The organism is Kitasatospora sp. LaBMicrA B282 (assembly GCF_050325825.1).
In the GTDB taxonomy this organism is placed as follows: Bacteria; Actinomycetota; Actinomycetes; order Streptomycetales; family Streptomycetaceae; genus Kitasatospora.
This window is the reverse complement of the sequence record NZ_JBNQTI010000087.1, coordinates 15,252-35,231: the sequence shown is the minus strand read 5'-3', so window position 1 is coordinate 35,231 and position 19,980 is coordinate 15,252. Positions and strand designations below refer to the sequence as shown.

The 19,980-nt window shown below is 75.9% G+C and carries 17 protein-coding genes; 8 read left to right on the top strand and 9 right to left on the bottom strand.

All coding sequences use genetic code 11. From position 1 onward, the window contains the following. Positions 1 to 156: 156 nt before the first annotated feature. From ACQRUO_RS23200 to ACQRUO_RS23180, 5 genes are all read right to left on the bottom strand, one after another. Entirely contained in the window at positions 157 to 2,331 is a 2,175-nt protein-coding gene (locus tag ACQRUO_RS23200) for a copper resistance protein CopC (protein ID WP_428317955.1), read from the bottom strand. 5 nt (positions 2,332 to 2,336) lie between these two features. Next, positions 2,337 to 2,825, bottom strand: coding sequence for a copper chaperone PCu(A)C (locus ACQRUO_RS23195; RefSeq protein ID WP_428317954.1), 489 nt, complete (start codon positions 2,823 to 2,825; stop codon positions 2,337 to 2,339). Continuing rightward, positions 2,825 to 3,502 carry an SCO family protein gene (locus ACQRUO_RS23190; RefSeq protein ID WP_428317953.1) on the bottom strand — a complete coding sequence of 226 codons (678 nt, stop codon included), beginning with the start codon at positions 3,500 to 3,502 and terminating at the stop codon, positions 2,825 to 2,827. The genes ACQRUO_RS23195 and ACQRUO_RS23190 overlap by 1 nt, the downstream gene beginning before the upstream one ends. A gap of 98 nt (positions 3,503 to 3,600) precedes the next feature. Further along, a complete protein-coding gene (locus tag ACQRUO_RS23185) occupies positions 3,601 to 4,335 on the bottom strand; it encodes a YcnI family protein (protein ID WP_428317952.1) in 735 nt (244 codons plus the stop codon). 130 nt (positions 4,336 to 4,465) lie between these two features. Then, complete coding sequence (locus tag ACQRUO_RS23180; protein ID WP_428317951.1) at positions 4,466 to 5,263, bottom strand: hypothetical protein; 798 nt, start codon at positions 5,261 to 5,263, stop codon at positions 4,466 to 4,468. A 316-nt stretch (positions 5,264 to 5,579) separates the two neighbouring features. Between ACQRUO_RS23180 and ACQRUO_RS23175 the strand changes: the two genes are divergently transcribed. From ACQRUO_RS23175 to ACQRUO_RS23160, 4 genes are all read left to right on the top strand, one after another. Beyond that, positions 5,580 to 6,212, top strand: a complete 633-nt coding sequence (locus tag ACQRUO_RS23175; protein ID WP_428317950.1) for an ATP-binding protein — start codon at positions 5,580 to 5,582, stop codon at positions 6,210 to 6,212. An 81-nt stretch (positions 6,213 to 6,293) separates the two neighbouring features. Continuing rightward, the gene (locus ACQRUO_RS23170; RefSeq protein WP_428317949.1) at positions 6,294 to 7,211 is read left to right on the top strand and encodes a LysR family transcriptional regulator; all 918 of its coding nucleotides are present in this window, start codon (positions 6,294 to 6,296) and stop codon (positions 7,209 to 7,211) included. Positions 7,212 to 7,287: 76 nt separating this feature from the next. Next, a complete protein-coding gene (alc, locus tag ACQRUO_RS23165; RefSeq protein ID WP_428317948.1) occupies positions 7,288 to 8,364 on the top strand; it encodes an allantoicase in 1,077 nt (358 codons plus the stop codon). A gap of 152 nt (positions 8,365 to 8,516) precedes the next feature. Further along, entirely contained in the window at positions 8,517 to 8,765 is a 249-nt protein-coding gene (locus ACQRUO_RS23160; RefSeq protein ID WP_428317947.1) for a hypothetical protein, read from the top strand. A gap of 75 nt (positions 8,766 to 8,840) precedes the next feature. Here ACQRUO_RS23160 and ACQRUO_RS23155 read toward each other — a convergent pair whose 3' ends face one another. Then, positions 8,841 to 9,542, bottom strand: coding sequence for a response regulator (locus tag ACQRUO_RS23155; protein WP_428317946.1), 702 nt, complete (start codon positions 9,540 to 9,542; stop codon positions 8,841 to 8,843). A gap of 14 nt (positions 9,543 to 9,556) precedes the next feature. Then, the gene (locus ACQRUO_RS23150; RefSeq protein ID WP_428317945.1) at positions 9,557 to 10,936 is read right to left on the bottom strand and encodes a sensor histidine kinase; all 1,380 of its coding nucleotides are present in this window, start codon (positions 10,934 to 10,936) and stop codon (positions 9,557 to 9,559) included. Positions 10,937 to 11,146: 210 nt separating this feature from the next. Here ACQRUO_RS23150 and ACQRUO_RS23145 point away from each other — a divergent pair, with 210 nt between their 5' ends. The 3 genes from ACQRUO_RS23145 (at position 11,147) to ACQRUO_RS23135 (ending at position 15,349) form a co-directional block, all read left to right on the top strand. Next, on the top strand, positions 11,147 to 11,848 hold the full coding sequence (locus ACQRUO_RS23145) for an ABC transporter ATP-binding protein (RefSeq protein WP_428317944.1): 702 nt from the start codon (positions 11,147 to 11,149) through the stop codon (positions 11,846 to 11,848). After that, on the top strand, positions 11,845 to 14,241 hold the full coding sequence (locus ACQRUO_RS23140) for an FtsX-like permease family protein (protein ID WP_428317943.1): 2,397 nt from the start codon (positions 11,845 to 11,847) through the stop codon (positions 14,239 to 14,241). The genes ACQRUO_RS23145 and ACQRUO_RS23140 overlap by 4 nt, the downstream gene beginning before the upstream one ends. 91 nt (positions 14,242 to 14,332) lie before the next feature. Next, positions 14,333 to 15,349: a ketopantoate reductase family protein gene (locus ACQRUO_RS23135; RefSeq protein ID WP_428317942.1), complete on the top strand. Its 1,017-nt coding sequence runs from the start codon at positions 14,333 to 14,335 to the stop codon at positions 15,347 to 15,349. Between the two features lie 23 nt (positions 15,350 to 15,372). On the opposite strand, the gene ACQRUO_RS23130 is transcribed toward ACQRUO_RS23135, so the two are convergent. Continuing rightward, entirely contained in the window at positions 15,373 to 16,365 is a 993-nt protein-coding gene (locus ACQRUO_RS23130; RefSeq protein ID WP_428317941.1) for an Lrp/AsnC family transcriptional regulator, read from the bottom strand. 118 nt (positions 16,366 to 16,483) lie between these two features. On the opposite strand from ACQRUO_RS23130, the gene ACQRUO_RS23125 reads away from it, so the two are divergent. Continuing rightward, the gene (locus tag ACQRUO_RS23125) at positions 16,484 to 17,941 is read left to right on the top strand and encodes an MFS transporter (RefSeq protein ID WP_428317940.1); all 1,458 of its coding nucleotides are present in this window, start codon (positions 16,484 to 16,486) and stop codon (positions 17,939 to 17,941) included. A gap of 60 nt (positions 17,942 to 18,001) precedes the next feature. Here ACQRUO_RS23125 and ACQRUO_RS23120 read toward each other — a convergent pair whose 3' ends face one another. Further along, positions 18,002 to 19,759, bottom strand: a complete 1,758-nt coding sequence (locus ACQRUO_RS23120) for a DUF4132 domain-containing protein (RefSeq protein WP_428317939.1) — start codon at positions 19,757 to 19,759, stop codon at positions 18,002 to 18,004. Positions 19,760 to 19,980: the final 221 nt, after the last annotated feature.

The following is a 19,980-nucleotide window of genomic DNA, read 5'->3' as shown; positions in this document are numbered from 1 at the left end:
CGCGCCGGCGCCGCCGAGCAGCGCCCGGCGGGAGACGCCGGCGGTGCGGCCGCCGGCCGGCCGCGGGTCGGAGCTCGGCGCGGGCTGCTCCGGTCCGCTACCGGCCGGGTCGCTCGCCTGGCGGCCGCCGTCCGGCTGGTCGCTGTCCTGCATGGTCTAGCCGCCGATCGTCAGTTGCTTGGTCTCGGTGTCCTGGTCGATGGGCGAGGAGCGGACCACCACCGCGGCCACCCACTCGCCGCCCAGCGGGATCTGCGCGGTGCCGGTCCACCGGCCGGTGCCGGACTTGGCCAGGGTCACCGGCAGCGGGCCCAGGTCCCGGTCGGGCAGGGTGAAGGAGAGCTGGGTCTCGGGCACGTCCACCGGCTTGCCGCCGGTGTCGGTGACCTCCAGGGTCAGCTGGTTGGCGCCGGTGGTCGCCGGGTTCACGGTGAGCAGCGCGGTGCCCTTGGCCCCGGCCTCGGTGCCGCCGGTGTCGTAGGGGATCTTCAGCTGCACGGTGCGCGGGGCGGCGGGGCTGCTTCCGCCGGCGGGGGCACCGGGTGCACTCGGGGCGCTCGCCGCGGCGACCGCGGCCGTCCGCCCGGGCGCGGAGTTGGTCAGCAGCGTGGTGGTGATCAGCACGCCGATCGCGACGATCGCCTCGATCAGCACCGAGCGGCGCAGCCCGGCCTGCAGCGGCGTGCCGCGCTGCGCCCGGTGCACCTCGGCCGTGGCCAGCGCCGCCCGCTGCCGGGCCAGCTGGGCCTCGCGCGCGGGGTCGACGGGGGTGGTGGAGGCGGCGGACCCGGCGGTCTCGGTGTCGGTGCTCCCCGCCTGCTCGGCCGGGCTCGCCGTCACGGCGGCGTCGACCAGGTCGTCCGCTGCCGCCTCGTCCACCGCGGCACCGTCCACCGCCGTACCGGTCGCCGCCGTACTCGCACCCGCGGCAGCCGCCTGCCGCAGCCGCCCGGTCCAGCGCCGGGAGAACCAGGCCGTGCCGACCATCACCAGCACCAGGCCGACCTTGACCAGCAGCAGCTGCCCGTAGTTCGTCCCGGTCAGCGCGCTCCACGAGCCGACCCCGCGCCAGGCCTGGTAGAGGCCGGTCGCCACCAGGGTGGAGACCGCGGTCAGCGCGACCGTGGAGAACCGCCCGGCCTCCCTGGCCCCGGCGCCGTTGCGCAGCGCCAGCACCAGCGTCACCAGGCCGCCCAGCCAGCAGGCCATCGCCATCAGGTGCAGCATGTCGAGCGGCAGCGCGAGGCCGACCTGGATGCCGACCGCCGCGTGGTCCGCCGCCGCCCAGGTCGCCGCGAGCCCGAGCGCCAGCACCGCCCCGCCGATGCCGAGCGCCAGCCGGGCCTCGCGCTGCGGCCGCTCGGCGGCCCGCTGCTCCAGCCGGCGCAGCTCTTCCTCCTCCGGGTCACCGGTCGTCGCGGCCGTTCCGGTCGTCGGGGCCGTTCCGGTCGTCGGGGCCGTTCCGGCCGTCGCGGCCGCCGGGGACTCCTGCCCCAACTGGCCCACCAGCAGCGACAGGAAGACCCCGGCGGCGGCGAGCAGCAGCAGCCGGGCGGCCAGCGCGGTGCCGAGCCGCTCGTCCAGCGTGCCGCGGACCAGCGTCAGGTCGAAGACCTGGCTGAACCCGCTGCCGTGCTCGTACGGCCCGCGGGCCAGCAGCACGGTCACGGTGGCGGCCAGCAGGCCGACCCAGCCGGTCATCAACAGCCGCTGCACCGACTGCAGTCGCGCCCCGCGCGGCCAGCAGATCAGCACGAAGGCGGCGGCGCCGACCAGCAGCGCGAAGGCGCCGTAGGCCACGGCCCGTCCGGTCCCGTAGAGCGCCGCCACCGTGCCGTCGATCTCGGAGTTCTGCAGCTGGGTGGTGGAGACGGTGGTGCTGGAAGCGGCGCCGATCGAGAAGGTGAAGGCGCCGCCCACCACGTGGGTGTCGGCCGAGACGGCCCGCCAGGCCACCGTGTAGGTCCCGTTGCCCAGGCCGGGCCGCAGCCCGACGCTGGCCGTGTCGCCGCGCCCGCCGGCGTGCCCGGGGTTGCCCAGGTCCACGGCCTTGCCGGACGGGTCGAGCACCCGCACCGAGTCGCTGGAGAGCGACACGGTCTCGCTGAAGGTCAGCGTGACGGCGGTCGGCTCGGTGGCCACCACCGAGTTCTGCGCCGGGTCGGTCTGCAGCAGGGCCGCGTGCGCCGAGGCGGGCGCGGCGGTGGCCAGCAGCAGCACCAGCAGGGCGCCGAGGGTGGCGAGCCAGGTCCGCACCCGGCGCAGTGGTGCGGGCAGCGGCGCGGTGGGGGCGGAGCGGGGCGATGGCGGGGTGGGGCGCAGTGGCGACACGGGTGTCAGCTCCCGGGGCGGTAGGTGAGGGGTTTCACCGGCACCTTCACGGCGATGGTGCCGCTGTGCGCGAAGGTCAGGTCCAGCTCCAGCTGGTCCCCGACCGCGGGCGGCTGCTGCCAGCCCATGATCATCAGGTGGGTGCCGCCGCGGGCCAGTTGCAGCGTTCCGTCGGCCGGCACGGGCAGGCTGTCCACCTCGGTCATGCTGGTGTCCGAGGACTGGTGCATGCTCACCGACCCGGCACCCGGGCTGCTCACCCGGACCAGGGTGTCCGGCGAGCCGCCGGTGTTGCGGACCGTCAGGTAGCCGGCGGCCATCGCGTCGGGCCCGCCGGCGGGCAGCGGTATGTACGGGTCGGTGATGCTGATCCGGGCCGCCGACGCGTGACCGGGGTCGCCGTCGTTGGCGATCACCAGCGCGCTCACGGTGAGGGCGGCGGCCACCGCCGCCCCGGCCAGCGCGACCCGGCGGAAGTCCTTGCCGGCCGGCATCACGCGGCCACCCCCTTGGCGAGCAGCGGCAGGTCGTGCTCGAAGGTGGCCGGCGAGGTGTCGCTCAGGTAGACCAGGTGGGCCTTGTCGTCGGAGGGCAGGAAGGCCAGCACCTGGGCGCCGTGCGAGGAGGTCACCGTGCCGTCCTTGTTCACCACCGGGTCCTCCACCAGGATGCCCAGGCTCTGCGCGGCCGCCTTCACCTTGGTCAGGTCGCCGGTCAGGCCGATGAAGTTCTTGTCGAAGGAGTCCAGCCAGGTCCGCAGCACCTTCGGGTTGTCCACCTGCGGGTCGGTGGAGACGAAGACCACGTTGATCTTGTCCTGCTCGTCGGCCGGCAGCTTGGACATCGCCACGGCGATGTCGCCCATGGTGGTGGGGCAGACGTCCGGGCAGCTGGTGTACCCGAAGAAGAGCAGGGTGGGCTTGCCCGCGGTGCGCTGGCGCAGGTCGAAGGGCTGGCCGGTGGTGTCCGGCAGCACCAGGTCCGGCTTGTCGAAGCGCTTGGCCAGCACGGTGCCCTGGTAGGGCGAGTTCTGGGCCTCCTGGGAGACCACGGCGACCGAGCCGTTGGCCGACGTGCTGCCGCCGGAGCTGCAGGCGCTGAGCGCGAGGGCGGCGACGGTGACGAGGGCGGCGGCCGCGGCGGCCGTGCGGCGGGGGGACGAGAGCTTCATGCGGGGCAGTCCGTTCGGGGCAAGGAGCGCGAGGGTGCGGTGCGGGGGTGGCGGCGCCCGCCGGGGCCGGTCGTGCGGGCCGGCCCCGGCGGGGTGCCTCAGGAGGCGGGGGTGCCGGGCTTGCGGCGCATGGCGACCGCGGCCATGGCGGCGCCGATCACGCTTACCACGAGACCGGCCACACCCAGCGAGCGGGCGGTGGTGTCGCTCGCGGCCTTGGTGGTGGCGGCGGCCGGGGCGGGGGAGGCGGAGCCGGCCCCGGCCGCCGCGGCGGTGTTCGCCTTGGGGGTCAGGGACAGCGTGGGGGCGGGGTGCTGCGGCTCGGGCTGGCCCGGCTTGGCCTCGTCGATCCAGCGCACCACGGTGCCGTCGTCGTAGGTCTGCAGCGCCTTGAAGACGATCTTGTCGGTGTCGGTCGGCAGCGGGCCGAGCGAGATCTTGAACTCCTGGAACTGGCCGGGGCCGACCTTGCCGGTGCCGCTCGGGTCGGCGGTCCAGGTGATCTTGCTGACCGCGTCGGTCACCGAGTCGCCGTCGTCGGTCTTCACCGGGGTGTCCAGGTGGGTCTTGTCGACGGTGGCGGTCCAGCCGGGGACCGGCTGGGTGGCGAGCGAGACGATCGGGTGGTCGGTCGGCACGGTGACCTCCAGCTTCACCGTGCTCGCCTTGTCGCTCTCGTCCGGGACCCGGAACGCGACGGCGGTGTATCCGCCCTGCTGGGCGGTGTTCGGCTGCACGGTCACGTGCGCGAAGGCGGGCACGGCGGTGGCCAGCACGGCGCCGGCCGCCAGGGTGGCGGCGACGACGGAACGGCGGGCGGAAAGCGAACGCATCTGGGCGGTCTCCATCGGGGGCAGGGCACACGGGTGCCCCGGACTGTGGGTGGTGTGCGGGTGCGGGTGCGCGCCCGACCCGGCACCGTCAGCCGATGGGTACTGCGAGGACCGGTGGGGTGACGGCGGGTCAGAACGCGCAGGCCGCCACCGGCGGACCACGCCGGATCACGCTGTGCCGCAGCGCGGCCGCCACCGGCAGCCGGTGCTCCCCGGCCCCCGGGCACGGCCCGCGCACCCCGGCCCCGCCGAGGCCGAGCAGGCCCCGCAGCACCGCGGCGACCAGCGCCAGCGCCCGCCCCAGCGGCGCGCTCCACTGCCGCGCCTCGCGGGCGGCGCTGCCGGCCAGGCGGACCAGCCGCCACAGCGCGGCCTCGCCGCGCCGCAGCCACCAGCCGACCAGCACCGCGGCCAGCAGGTGGCCGAGCAGCATCACGGGGGTGAGGCCGAACTGCCACCAGGGCGCGGCGGCGTGGTAGGCGCTGGGGTCCAGGCCCGCGGCGCCGATCAGCTGCGCGGGGGTGACCCCCGGCGGCAGCGTGTGGGCGGCACCCGGCAGGTCGTTGCAGACCAGCCGCCCGGCCACCTGATCCATCGTCATCCCGGCCATCGCGTGACCGGTGCCGTGGAAGAGCAGGTGCAGCCCGAGCTGACCGGCGCCCAGGGCGGCGGCGATGCCGGGCAGCGAGCGCTCCCGCCCGCCGAGCAGCACCGCGACCGCGGTCACCAGGACGAAGCCGAGCAGCAGGGTCGGCACGGCGATCTCGCCGCCACCGCCCAGACCGTGCCCGACGGCCGCCACCACCGTGCAGACCAGCGCGAACGGGACGGCCCGCAGCAGGCGCAGGTCCCACCCGGCGCGCAGCGCAGCCCGCGGCGCCGGCGCGGCGGCCGGGTGCGGGGAGGGTGCGGGCTGGTGGTCGGTCATGGCCGGGCCATCATCTCATCGGGGTGCCCGCCGATCGGGGCGGGGGCCGAAACGGCGCACGACACCGACCGAACGGCGAGCCCCGGTCGAGCCGTTCTCGACGGCCCTCACCGGCCCTCCCCCCAATGGCCCGGCGTGCACCCGCGGGCCGTGCGCCGTTCGGCACATCGCGCCGCTCCGGGCCATCCGCCGAATGGGGGGAGTGGCCGCAGCGCGACGGTTCACCCTCGGATCCCTCGGCAATACCTAGTTGTATTTGGAGCCCCGCCGCCGGATCCGACGGCATCTGTGGAGCCCCAGCCAGGAGGGACCGGCCGTGGACATCTGGTGGACTCTGCACCTCAAGCGCGAGCCGGCCAGCGTTCCGCTGGCCCGGCGCTTCCTGCTCGGCACCATGGAGAGCGCCGGTGTCGACCCGCAGATCGCCCACGACCTCGGCCTGGCGCTGACCGAGGCCTGCGCCAACGCCGTGGAGCACGCCGGCGGCCCGCTCACCGCCGGCTTCCAGGTGACCGCCGCGCTCGACGGCGACCTGCTGCGGATCGAGGTGATCGACTCCGGCCCGCTGCCGCACCGCCCCGGCACCCCCCGCCCGGCCGCCCACCCCGGCGCGCGCACCCTCCCCCAGCCGCCGGCCGCGAGGTACCCCCACGCGCGCCGCCGCCGCGGCCGCGCCACCCTGCCCGGCCCCACCGCGCTCGGCCCGGCCCGCCACTCCCGCCCCACCCCCTACGACACCCACGTCCTCCCCCCGGGTCGCCCGCACCCCGCCCTCCCCCGCCTCCCCGACCCGGACACCCTCCCCGACCTGACCGCCGAGTCTGGCCGCGGCCTCTTCCTGATCCGCGCCCTGACCGACCACGTCCGCCTGCACACCCACCCCCAGCGCGGCGCCATCGTCAGCTTCGACAAGGTCCTCCACCGCCCCCCACTGCGGGTGGCGTCCTGAGGCTCCTGACTCGGACGGTCCCCGGACGTCGGACCGATCGACGTTCGGTTCCCAGGCGTCTGTTGGCCTTACCTTTCGGTCATGAGCACCGATTGGGACTTGCGGAAGTTGCGGGTGTTGCAGGCGCTGGACGAGACCGGGACCGTGACCGCGGCGGGGGCGCGGCTGAATCTGACGCCGTCGGCGGTGTCGCAGCAGTTGGCGGCGTTGGGGCGGCAGGTGGGGGCGCCGATGGTGGAGCCGTACGGGCGGCGGGTGCGGTTGACCGCGGCGGCGCGGTTGCTGTTGCGGCACGCGGATCGGGTGTTCGGGCAACTGGCGCAGGCCGAGGCTGAGTTGGCGGGGTACCTGCACGGCGAGGCGGGGGAGGTGCGGGTCGGGGCGTTCGCCACCGCGATCACCGCCCTGGTGGTGCCGGCGGTGGTGCGGCTGCGGGAGCGGGCGCCGCGGCTGGTGCTGCGGGTGGTGGAGGCGGAGGCGGCCGAGGCGGTGGCGCTGCTGGCGGCCGGGGAGGTGGACGTGTCGCTGTCGCTGAACGTGCGCGGCAGCGCGGGGGAGGATCCGCGGTTCGTGCAGGTCCCGCTGCTGGACGACCCGTTGGACATCGCGCTGCCGCTGGACCACCCGTGGGCCGAGCGGCCCGGGCTGCGGCTGGCGGAGTTGGCCGACGAGCCGTGGATCTTTGGTGCGGACGGGCCGTGGCGGGACATCACGCTCGGCGCCTGCGCGGAGGCCGGGTTCGTGCCGGAGCGGGCGCACACCGCCGCGGACTGGGCGGCGATCCTGGCCATGGTCGGGGCGGGGCTCGGGGTGGCGCTGGTGCCGCGGCTGCTGGCGGGCGGCGGGCGCGGGGTGGTGGTGCGCACGCTGCCGGCGGACCTGCCCAGCCGCCGGGTGGTGGCCGCGGTGCGGGTGGGCACCGAGCAGGCGCCGCCGCTGCGCCGGGTGGTGGCGGAGATCGTGCGGCAGTCCGCGTCCGTCGTCGAGGGCGTCGGCTGACTGTTAAGGCTGGCTCAACGATTTGATCAGTAATTTGAGATGGACCTCAAAGGTAGCCGACTCGCACAGTTGAGTCATGACTTCCCATGACCCCAGCTACGCCGACTACCAGGACCTCACCGACGCCGACGCCCCCTACCGCCGCCTGCCCGACCTCGCCGACCGCCGCCTCGGCGCCGCCGTGCTCGCCGCCAGCGACGAGCTGTTCGCCGAGCGGGAGAACCTGCTCCGTCCCGAGCCCGCCGCCTTCCGCCCGCACACCTTCGGTCCCAAGGGCCAGGTGATGGACGGCTGGGAGACCCGCCGCCGCCGGGGCGCGGACACCGCCCACCCGCACCCGGTGGCCGCCGACCACGACTGGGCCCTGATCCGGCTCGGCCTGCCGGGCGTGATCGAGGGCATCGTGGTCGACACCGCGCACTTCCGCGGCAACTACCCGCAGCGGATCGGCGTCGAGGCCACCGCACTGCCCGGCACCCCCGGCCCCGCCGAGCTGCTCGCCCCGGACACCGAGTGGCACGAGCTGGTCCCGCCCACCCCGGTCGCCGGCCACGCGGCCAACGGCTTCCCGGTCACCGACCCGCGCCGCTTCACCCACCTGCGGCTGCGCCAGTACCCCGACGGCGGGATCGCCCGGCTGCGGGTGCACGGCACCGGCCGCCCCGACCCCGCCTGGCTGGCCGCGCTCGGCACCTTCGACCTGGCCGCGCTGGAGCACGGCGGCACCGTCGAGGACGCCTCGGACCGCTTCTTCTCCCCGCCGCTCAACCTGATCCTGCCCGGCCGCTCCCGCGAGATGGGCGAGGGCTGGGAGAACCGGCGGCGCCGCGACGCGGGGCACGACTGGGTGCGGCTGCGGCTGGCCGGGCGCGGGGTGGTCCGGGCGCTGGAGGTGGACACCGGCAACTACGTGGGCAACGCCGCCGGCTGGGCCGCGGTGCTCGGCTTCGACGCCACCGACCCGGCCGCGGGCGACCCGGCCGACCCCGCTGCCCCCGGCTGGTTCGAGCTGCTGCCGCGCACCCGGCTGCAGCCCGACGCGGTGCACCGGTTCGTCCTCGACGCCGCCGCCCGCCCGGTCACCCACGCCCGGCTCGACGTCTTCCCGGACGGCGGCGTCGCCCGGCTGCGGCTGCACGGCTCGCTCGTCTGACGGCCGTGCTCCGCCCCGCCCGGCGGTCGTCCCCGGCGTTCGGCCCAGCCCGCCTGGCGTTCGGCTCAGCCCGCCTGGCTTTCGGCCCAGCTCGCCCGGCGTTCGGCCCAGCTCGCCTGGCGTTCGCCGGGGCCCGGGCGCACTGTGGAGTCATGTTGCATCGGATGCACGCCGAGTACGGCGACGAGGGCCCGTCCGGCCCGGTGAAGCTCTGGCACATGGTCCAGGACGAGAAGACCACCGCCATGTGCGGACGCGACCTGTCCGAAGGGGCCGCCACCCTGGAGCCGACCGAGTGGGGGCAGACCTCCGAGCCCTGCTGCCGGCCGTGCGGGGCGATCTGGTTCCAGTCGGTCCCCTACCTGGCGGACGAGATCGACCGGTCGAGCTACCTGCCGTGAACGTCCCGGCCGGCTGAGCTCCGCGGCGCCGTGGCCGCGGAGCTCGCCGGTCTGCCCGGGGCCGGGCCGCAGGCTTCAGGCCTGCGCGCCGCCCCCGGGCGCGACCAGCCCGGTCTCGTAGGCGAGCACCACCGCCTGCACCCGGTCGCGCAGGCCCAGCTTCGACAGGATCCGGGCCACGTGGGTCTTCACCGTGGTCTGGCTCAGGGTGAGCGTCCCGGCCAGCTCGGCGTTGCTCAGGCCGCCGGCCAGCAGCCGCAGCACCTCCAGCTCGCGGGCGGTGAGTTCGGCCAGGTCGCGGTGGAGGTTGTTGCGCGCCTCGTCGCGGTGCGCGAAGCGCTCGATCAGCCGGCGGGTGATGGTCGGCGCGAGCAGCGCGTCGCCGGAGCGGACCAGCCGCACCGAGGCGACCAGGTGCTCGGGCGAGACGTCCTTGAGCAGGAAGCCGCTGGCCCCGGCCGCCAGCGCGGCGTAGACGTAGTGGTCCAGGTCGTAGGTGGTCAGGACGAGCACCTTGGGCCCCTCTGCCGCCCCCGCCCCGCCGGCCGGACCCGCGGCGAGGATCTGCCGGGTGGCCTCCAGCCCGTCCATCTCGGGCATCCGGATGTCCATCAGCACCACGTCGGGGCGGGTGCGGCGGACGGCGGCGACGGCCTCCAGGCCGTTGGTCGCCTCGGCCACCACCTCGATGCCGTCGGTGGCCAGGATCATCCGGAAGCCGGTGCGGACCAGTGCCTGGTCGTCGGCGATGACGGCGCGCAGCGGTGCGTTGTCCACGGGAGTCCTCCCCCTCAGCCGGTGCGCCAGCGCAACCGGGCCTTGATCAGGTAGCCGTCGCCGATTGTCCGCCGGGCCTCCAGCTCGCCGCCATAGAGGGCCAGGCGTTCGCGCAGTCCGATCAGGCCGCGCCCGCCGCCGGTGGCCGCCTGCGGACCGGGTCGACCGGCGGTGTTGGCCACCTCGATCCGCAGGAAGTCGCCGTCCTGGGCCACCGTGACGGTGGCGGTGGCGCCCACCGCGTGCTTGATCGCGTTGGTCAGTGCCTCCTGGACCACCCGGTAGGCGGTCAGGTCGACGCCGGAGGGCAGCGGTTCGGCCGGCAGCGCGAGGTCGAGCTCGACCGGCAGCCCGGCCGACCGGACCCGGTCGACCAGCCCTGCCAGCTGCTGCAGGCCGGGCTGCGGCTCCAACTCGTCGCCGGCCGCGCTCCTTCCGGTGCCGGAGGCGGCCAACAGGCCCATCACGTGGCGCAGTTCGGCCATCGCCGCGCGCCCCGCCGACTCCACCGCGAGCAGCGCCTCCCGGGCCTGCTCGGGCGCGACGTCCAGCACCCGGCGCCCCGCCCCGGCCTGGATCACCATCATGCTGACGTTGTGGGTCACCACGTCGTGCAACTCGGCGGCGATCCGGGCCCGTTCCTCGGTCAGTGCGCGGGCGGTGGCCTCGGCCTGGGCCCGTTGCAGGTCGGCCACCCGCCGGGCGCTGTCCTGCACCAGCTGCCGGTAGTAGTGGGCGGCGCCGACCACCAGCGCGAGCACGTCGAGCAGCACGTACGGGCGGGCCAGGTCCAGCGCCGGCGAGCTGCCCGGGGTGCCCAGGCCGGTGGCCGAGAGCACCGCGCCGAGCAGGAAACTGCCCAGCACGGTCGGCAGGTTGGGGCTGTACCGGATCGCGCTCCAGGCGGCGACGGCGAAGCCCACCCCGAGCAGCCAGCCGGCGAAGCCCTGCGCGGCGTGCGCGGCCACCAGCACCACCCAGAAGACCGTCAGCGGGTAGCGGCGGCGGGCGAGCAGCGGCAGCGTGGCGAGCGTCAGCAGCAGGTAGTCCCTGGCCTCCAGCGGCACCGGCACGGTGGGGCCGGGCGCCGACAGCGCGGGGCAGAGCTGTGAGGGCAGGGCGCCCGGGGCCGGCGGGAGTCCCGGCGGCGGCGAACCGGCGGCGGCCTGCTCGCCGATCGACTCGAAGCCGCCCTGGTAGAGCACCGCGGCGGTGAGCGCCAGCGTGCCCAGGGACTCCAGCAGCAGGGTCCTGCGCTCGGGCCAGGAGGTCCTGCGGTCGCGCCGCAGCGCGTCGGCCAGCAGCTGCCGCCACCCGGGCGGTGCGTCTTCCGCCGGTGTCGTGTGTTCGAGCGGTGTCGTGTGTTCGGGCGGTGTCGTGTCGTCGGTCAGCACCGGCACATTCTGCGGACGGAAGCCGGTGTTCCGCATCAGTCGGGCGGGTCGTCCCACCGACCGGGCGGCGTACTCCTCGAGGAGGACCCCCGATCGGCGTCGTCCAAAGGGACGACGGATCGTCGATGGAACGAGCGACGCGGCCGACCCGGCCCCGGACCTACCTTCGGAGCAGCCGAGCGGAACCGAGCGAAGAGGACGGAACACCCGATGGTGCACGTGATCGAACTGGCCGACGTGGCCAGGCAGTACGACGCCGCGGGCGTCCCCGCGCTCGGGCCGGTCGACCTGGCCGTCGAGACCGGCGAGGCGCTCGCCGTGACCGGCCCCTCGGGCAGCGGCAAGTCCACCCTGCTCAACCTGATAGCCGGGCTGGACCGGCCGAGTTCGGGCAGCGTCACGGTGGCCGGGGAGCGGATCGACCGGCTCTCCGAGCGGGCGCTGGCCCGGTTCCGCCGGGACCGGATCGGCATGATCTTCCAGTTCTTCAACCTGCTGGACGACCTGACGGTGACCGACAACGTCCTGCTGCCGGCCCAGCTGGTCGGCCGCGCCGGGCGCCAGGCCACCGCCCGGGCCGCCGAACTGCTGGAGACCCTGGGCATCGCCAAGCACGCCCGGGCCTACCCCGGCCGGCTCTCCGGCGGCGAGCGCCAGCGGGTCGCGGTGGCCCGGGCCCTGATCAACCGTCCGGACCTGCTGCTGGCCGACGAGCCGACCGGTGCGCTGGACAGCGCCTCCGGCGCCGAGGTCCGCGAGCTGCTGACCGAGCTGCACCGCTCCGGCCAGACCGTGCTGCTGGTCACCCACGACACCGCGCTCGCCGAGGCCTGCGCCGGCCGCCGGCTGCACCTGGTGGACGGTCGGGTCGCCGCGGACCGCCGCGTCGTCGCGCCGGCGGTGGCCCGATGAACCGCGGTGGACTGACGGGTCGGGGCGGCGCGGTCGCCACCGTCACCCGCGCCGCAGTGGCCCGGCGCAAGCTGCACACCCTGGTCCTGGCGCTGGTCACCATGGTCGCGGTGACCTCCGCGGTGGTCGCCGGCTCGCTGCTGGTCGCCTCCGCCGCGCCGTTCGACGCGGCCTTCGCCCGCCAGCACGGCGCCCACCTGGCGCTGCGGTTGGACACCGGCACGGTGGAAAAGGACCGCCTGGCCGCCACCGGGCAGCTGCCCGGGGTGACCGCGACCGCCGGTCCGTTCCCGGCCACCAGCGTCACCCCCGAGCTGGGCGGCAACCAGCCGGGCCCGCAGCTCTACCTGGTGGGCCGGCCGGACCTCGGCGGAGCGGTGGACGACCTCACCCTGCGGTCCGGCCACTGGCCCACCGCCCCCGGCCAGCTGGTGGTCTCCACCGACTACACCGGCCCGGCGTTCGCCGTCGGCAGCACGCTGCGGACCACCGCCGGCACCGACCTGACCGTGGTCGGCGCCGCCTCCTCGATCAGCGACTCCGCCGACGCGTGGGCGCTGCCGGCCACCGTCACCGGGCTGCCCGGTGCCGGCCGGCCGCAGGAGCAGCAGCTCTACCGGTTCGCCGCGGCCGGCGACCAGTCCCGGATCGACGCCGACCGGGCCGAGTTGACCGCCGCGCTGCCGGCCGGCGCCGTGCTCGGCTCCCAGTCCTGGCTGGACGCCAAGCTGGTCGCCGACGAGAACGGGCAGGCGATCGCGCCCTTCCTGCTGGCCTTCGGCGGGCTCGGGCTGGTGATGTCGGTGATCATCGTGGCCAGCGTGGTCAGCGGTGCGGTCTCCGCCCGGCTCAGCCGGATCGGGGTGCTCAAGGCGCTCGGCTTCACCCCGGGCCAGGTGGTGCGGGCCTACCTGCTGCAGGCGCTGCTGCCGGCCGGCCTGGGCGCGCTGCTCGGGGTGCTGGTCGGCAACCTGCTGGCCGCCCCGGTGCTGGGCGAGGACCAGCAGGCCGGCGGCGGCGCCTCGGCCGCGGTGGCCTGGTGGGTGGACGTGCTGGTCGGCGGCGGGGCGCTGCTGGTGGTCGCGCTGGCCGCGCTGCTGCCGGCGCTGCGGGCCGGGCGGCTCAGCGCGGTGGCCGCGCTGGCGGTGGGCCGCTCGCCGCGCAGCGGCCGTGGGCAGTGGGCGCACCGGGTGACGGCGCGGTTGCCGCTGCCCCGGCCGGTCCGCTACGGCCTGGCCGGCCCGTTCGCCCGGCCGGTGCGCACCGCCGCGCTGGTCGCCGCGGTGGCCTTCGGCACCGTCGCGGCCACCTTCGCCACCGGCCTGACCGCCTCGGCGAACGCGATCGGCGCCTCCCGCGACGTGGCGGCCGGCTACGCGGTCACGGTCGACCCGGTGGTCTTCCCCGGCGGCCGCCCCGGCCCCGGCGGTGCACCGGGCGCCGACGCGGCGATGCCGTTGCCGCTGAACGCCGCCCAGGACGCCCAGGTGGTGGCCGCGATCAAGGCCCAGCCGGGCACCCGGACCTACTACGCCGGCACCGGTGTGCAGGCCGAGGTCTCCGGGGTCTCCGGCGGCGTGCGGACCAACCTGTACTCCGGCGACTCGCTCGCCACCGGCTACGACATGATCACCGGTCACTGGCTGACCGGCCCGGGCCAGGTGGTCGCACCGCAGCACTTCCTGACCAGCACCGGCCACCACGTCGGTGACACGCTGACCCTGACCGCCGGCGGGCAGCGTGCCCAGGCGGTGATCGTCGGCGAGTCCTTCGCCTCCGGCAACGGCGGGATGCAGCTCGACGCCGACCTGCCCGAGCTGCTCACCGGCCCCGACGCCCCGGCGATCTGGGGCTACCAGGTCGCGCTCAAGCCGGGGGTGAGCACCGCCGCTTACCTGAGCGGGCTCGACGCGGCCCTCGCCCCGCTGGGCGTCTCGGCCACCCCGCGGGAGGTGGAGACCCCGCACCTGGTGGTGCTGGTGGAGGCGATGACCGGGCTGCTCACCGTGATGCTGCTGGTGGTCGCCGGGCTCGGGGTGCTCAACGCGGTCCTGTTGGACACCCGGGAGCGGGTGCGCGACCTGGGGATCTGCAAGGCGATCGGGATGACGCCGGGTCAGGTGGCGGCCCTGGTGCTCACCTCGGTGGTCGGGATCGGCCTGGTCGGCGGCGCCCTCGGGGTGCCGGGCGGGCTGGCGCTGCACGCGCTGGTCATGCCGATGGTCGGCCACGGGGTGGACAGCGCGCTGCCGAGTCAGGTGACCGCGGTCTACCACGGGCTGGAGCTGGTGCTGCTGGGCGCCGGCGGGGTGCTGGTCGCCCTGCTCGGCGCGGCGCTGCCGGCCGGCTGGGCGGCCCGGGCCCGGACCGCGACGGCGCTGCGCGCCGAGTAGCGCCGAGTAGCGCACGGGCGCCGTCCGGTGCTGCGGGTACGACCGGTACCGTGATCGACGACATTCGGCCGGACGGGAGGGAGTTGGCGGCATGGCAGAGCAGGAGACACCCCGCTACATCGTGATCGGGGCGGGGGCGATCGGCGGCACCATCGGCGGCCGGCTGCACGAGAGCGGCCACCGCGTGGTCCTGGTGGCGCGCGGCGCGCACCTGGCGGCGCTGCGGGCCGACGGACTGCGGCTGACCACCCCGGACCGCGGCACCCGGGTGCTGCGGGTGCCGGTGGTCGAGGGGCCGGCGGCGCTCGAACTCACCGAGCGGGACGTGCTGGTGCTCGCGGTCAAGTCGCAGCACACCGAGGCGGCGCTGGCCGACTGGGCCGACCGTCCGGTGGCCGGCGGCGGCACCGCGGGCGAGCGCCTCGCGCTGGTCAGCGCGCAGAACGGGGTGGAGAACGAGCGGGCGGCGCTGCGCCGCTTCCGCACCGTGATCGGCATGTGCGTGGTGCTGCCGGCCGAGTACCTGGCGGCCGGCGAGGTCAGCGCGCCGTGCCGCCCGTACAGCGGCGTGCTCACCGTCGGCCGCTACCCCGACGGGACCGACGCGACCGTCACCCGGCTCGCCGCCGACCTGGCGGGCTCGGGCTTCCTGGCCCCGGTCGCCGAGTCCGTCATGTACTGGAAGTACGGCAAGTTGGTGACCAACCTGGCCAACACCGTGGAGGCGCTCTGCGCGACCCCGGGCGAGGAGACGGCCAAGCGGGTGCTGGCCGCCGCCACCGCCGAGGCGGACGCGGTGCTGGACGCCGCCGGGATCGACCGGGCGGGCGCCGCCGACCTGGCCGAACTGCGCACCGGCAAGCTGGAGCGCCCGGCGCCGACCCCGGGCGCGGCCCAGGGCGGCTCGTCCTGGCAGAGCCTGGCCCGCGGCGCAGGCTCGATCGAGGCCGACCACCTGAACGGCGAGATCGTGCTGCTCGGAAGGCTGCACGGGGTGCCCACCCCGGTCAACGCCGCGCTGCAGTCGCTGGCCAACGTGGTCGCCCGCGAGCAGCGCGGCCCGGGCACCCTCACCGCGGCGGAGCTGGCCGCCGCGGTGGGCATCTGAGTTCCAGGGGGTGAAGACAGGCCCTACCGCCGCCGGGCCGGCAGCGGGAAGGGGCCCGGGCCTTTGACCACCCGCATGGTTGGGGCGGTCTCCACCTGGCGGACCGCGGGGAGGGCGGCGATCCGGGTGGTCAGGTAGCTGTAGACGGCCTGCACGTTGCGGGTCAGCAGCACGGCGTGCAGGTTGGTCGGCCCGGTGGTCGCGCAGGCGTAGGCGACCTCCGGGTGGGCGGCCAGTGCGGCGCCGGTGGCGGCGAGTTCGGCCGGGGCCACCGAGAGCCAGAGCGAGGTGGCGGCGGACACGTCGAAGATCCGCCAGTCCACGTCCAGGTCGAAGTAGAGCACCCCGCAGGCCTCCAGCTCGGCCAGCCGGCGCCGCACCGTGCTCGCCGACCAGCCGGTGGCGGTGGCCAGTTCGGCCAGCGCGGCGCGCCCGTCCCGGGCCAGCGCGTCCAGCAGCCGGCGGTCCGCCTCCTCCAGCACCGGCGGCGGGCCGGCCGGCGGCTCGGCGGCGGGGGCCGGCCGCAGCGCCGTCACCTGCTCGTCGGTGAGCGCCCCCGACTTCACCGCCAGGCTCTGGGCGCCGCCGAAGAAGGTGTGCAGCACGCAGTGCGCGGTGACCCCGACCACGCTCGGGGTGCGCGGCAGCCGTTGCAGCAGCAGCGAGTGGTCGGCCTGGTCGGGGTGCGCCCGGGTGGAGCAGTTGATCTCGGTGCCGCCGGAGCTGAGCACCACCCAGGTGGTGTCCTCGCGCCGGGCCAGCGACTCGGCGACCGTGCCCGCGGCGTCCGGGGTGCACTGCACCCGCACGTGCCACCGCACCTCGCCCAGCGACTCGGGGTCGGTCAGCCCGAGCACCCGGATCCGCCGCAGGCCGACCAGGCGGGAGTAGCGGCGGGCCACCGTCTGGTCCGAGACGCCGAGCACGGCGGCGATCCGGCTGAACGGCGCCCGGGCGTTCAGTTGCAGCGCGTGGACCAGCTGCCGGTCCAGCTCGTCGAAGGTGTCGGATTCCACCAGGCCAGGCTACTCAATGTCGAGATCGGTCGGATCAACCTCGCTGGCTGAAGTTTTCCGGCTCGGCCCGGCGATCCTCTGAGGGTACGACCGTCCTCACCCTTGAATCGGAGCAACCGTGCGCAAGTGGATACCCCTGGCGGCGATCTGCCTGGGCGCGTTCATGCTGCTGGTCGACGTCAGCATCGTGAACGTCGCGCTGCCCAAGATGTCGACCGACCTCAACTCCTCCTTCACCTCCCTGCAGTGGGTGGTGGACATCTACGCCCTGACGCTGGCCGCGCTGCTGATGGCGCTCGGCTCGCTCGGCGACCGGCTCGGCCACCGCCGCCTCTACCTCGGCGGCCTGGTGGTCTTCGGCCTCGCCTCGCTGACCTGTGCGCTGGCGCCCGACGCGGCCACCCTGATCGCCTCCCGGGCGGCCCAGGGCATCGGCGGCGCCGCGATGATGACCTCCACCACCGCCCTGCTCAACGGCGCCTACCAGGGCCGCGACCGGGGCACCGCGTTCGGTGTCTGGGGCGCGGTGAACGGCGCCGCCTCGGCCGTCGGCCCGGTGCTCGGCGGCCTGCTCACCGACCAGTTCGGCTGGCGCTCGATCTTCATGGTCAACGTCCCGGTCGCGGTGCTGGCGGTCGCCATGACCCTCGGCTACCTCAAGGGCGGCGCCAACGCGGCCCGCGGGCGGCTGGACCTGCCGGGCGCGGCCAGCTTCACGCTGTTCGCCGGCGCGCTCACCTACGGCCTGATCGAGAGCGGCGACAAGGGCTGGGGCAGCACCACGGTGCTCGGCTCGATCGGGGTCGGCCTGCTGGCGCTGGTCGTCTTCGTGCTGGCGGAGCTGCGGGCCGGCCGGACCGGGCAGCCGCTGCTCGACCTGGGCCTGCTGCGCAACCGCACCTTCCTCGGCCTGACCCTGGCCGGTCTGCTGCTCACCGCCGCCGCCTTCGCCCAGCTCACCTACACCGGGCTCTGGCTGCAGCAGGTGCTGGACCTCAGCCCGCTCGACGCCGGCCTCGCGGTCTGCCCGCTGGCCCTGGCCGCGTTCGTGGTGGCGCTGATCAGCGCCAAGGCCTTCCACCGGATGGCGCCGCAGCTGCCGATCGGCATCGGCCTGCTGCTGATCGGCACCGGCACGCTGCTGCTGGCCCTGGTGTCGGCCGGGTCGAGCTGGACCGTGCTGCTGCCGGGCCTGCTGCTCACCGGGGTCGGGGTCGGCATGTCCACCCCGCTGATGATGTCCACCGCGCTGGCCGCGGTGCCGCGGGAGCGGGCCGGGATGGCCAGCGGCGCGCTCAACACCGCGCGGCAGCTGGGCTACGCGCTCGGCATCGCGGTGCTCGGCACCATCTTCCAGGACCGGGTGCGGGCGCTGACGCCGCACCTGGCGGGCAAGCCCGACCTGCACGTGCCGTTCGCGGGCGGGCTGGACCGGATCTTCCTGGTGGCCGGTTGCGCCGGTCTGGTCGCGGGGCTGCTGGTGCTCGCCCTGGTCCGCCGCACGCCGCCGCCGGCCTGGGCGGCCGCGGCGGACGGTGCGCCGGCGGACCGGCCGGTGCAGGCCGTCAAGGCCTGACCGCGGGACGGCAGGCAGCGGCACCGCAGGGTGTCCGCCGCGGTGGCCCGGCTGTGCTCCTCACAGCTGGGCCACCGGTTGGCGGACACCCTGTTCGGCCAACTGGGCCCGCCAGGCGGCCGCCTGCTCCCGGTCGGCCGGCGCGGGGTGCCAGAGCCGCACGGGGGTGTCGTCGGTGAGCTCGTGCATCCGGCCGGTCAGGTCGCGCAGCAGCCACTGGTCCGACCCGCCGGGCTGCACCGGCCGCCCCTGGACGGGGCCGGCCGGGGTGTCGATCTCCCAGACCAGGGTCCGGCTCAGCGGGGCCAGGTGCGGGCCGCCCAGGAAGGCGGTGCGCCAGCGGGCCGCCGGGGTGCCCGGATCGGTCACCAGCCGCTCGGCCAGCGCGCCGCGGTAGGTGGCGAGTTGGCCGCGCAGCTCGGCGAGCCGGGCGCGCAGCACGGCGTACCGGGCGGGGTGGCGCTCGCGCACCTGGGAGGGGACGTCACCGAGCAGCCGGCCGGCCTGGTTGCGGAAGCGCAGCGTCACCTGGCCCACCGGGTCGACGTCGAAGACCGCGACGTAGCGCCCGACCGGCACGGTGAGCCCGGTCAGATCCACCCCGGCCGGCAGGTCGCGCAGCGCGGCCAGCTCCTGACGGGCCTGCGCGGCGGCCTGCGGCGAGCCGGCCGCCAGCTGCCGGCGGTGCTGCCCGGCCCCCGCCTCGCCGGTCAGGGCCGCCAGGGCGGCCAGCCCGCAGCGGACGAAGTGGGCGGCTCCCGGCGGCAGTTCGTCCGGCGACCGGCGGGCGTGGAAGTCCAGCGCCCGGCCGAGCCGGCGGATCAACGCGGTGTCCTCGCTGACCACCGCGGCCCAGGCGAGCGCGCCGAGCAGCTGTCCGCCGCGCTCGCCCGGCGGCCCCTGGTGCCGGGCCCGGTTCGGGCAGTCGCTCGGCTCCCCGCGCCCGGCGACCAGCAGCACCCGCAGCACCTCGCGGCAGTCCGGGTCGAGCTGGAGCAGCTCGCGGATCCGGCCCAGCCAGCGGTAGTCGGGCCGGATCTCGGTGCTGCCCGCGCACAGCTCCAGCAGGCGCAGCGCGTGGTCGGCGTAGAGGGTGGCGCCCAGGCCGCAGCGGGCCGCGGTGGCGAACGGGTCGCCGGGCGGCAGCAGCGGGTCGGGGTCGAAGCCGGTGGGCAGCAGGGCGCGCACCCGGCGGGCGAAGGCGACGCGCTCCGCGGCGGTGGGCAGCCCGGTGTCGGGGGCGGTGGTGCCAGGCTCGGGCTCGTCCGCGGCCTCGGCGCGGCAGCCGAGGCAGGCGGCCAGCACGGTGCGCAGGTGGGACTCGAACTCCGCGCGTTCGGCCGCGCCGGGCTGCCGGTCGGCGAGCAGCTCCTGGTAGGCGGCCAGCGGCAGCTCCAGGCAGTGCTCCGCGGTCACCCACGGGGTGGTCGGCCGCACCGGGTCGACGCCCCGCAGCGCCAGGGTGAAGAGGGTCCGCACCTCCGACGCGCGCCAGCCGCAGCGCACCTCGCGCAGCGCCACACTGGCGGCCCACTCGTAGTCCCAGGCCAGCAGGCCGATCCGCTCCCGCTGCAGGGTCAGCCCGACGACCTGCCGGGTCGGCTCGTCGAGGCTCTCGAGCAGCGCGGCGGTCTGCGGCGCCCGCTCCTCGCCGGTGCGCCGGAAGGCCAGCACGTCGGCCTTCCCGGCCCGGATCAGCCGGCGCCCGAGCTCCGGCGGCATCAGGACGGGGCTTCGCCGGGGCCCGTGCACCCGCGGGAAGGCCGCGCTCCCCAGTGACAGCCCGCCGTCGAGCCGGAAGAACCTTCGCCAGAACATGCAGCTCACCCCCGCCCCAGTCATATCGCACGGGAGCGCCGCCCTGTGGCACCGGAGTGCTGTTCTTTCGCACGGGAGCGCTGCCGTGACGACCAGGAGTACGGTCGGGCCGCCCGGGGCGCGCCGGGTGGGCGCCGGGCGGCCCGAGCGCGGACCTCGCGCGCCGGAGTGGGAACGCCGATCGTCCCGCGATCCGGACACTACCTCCCGGCAAGTGTTGC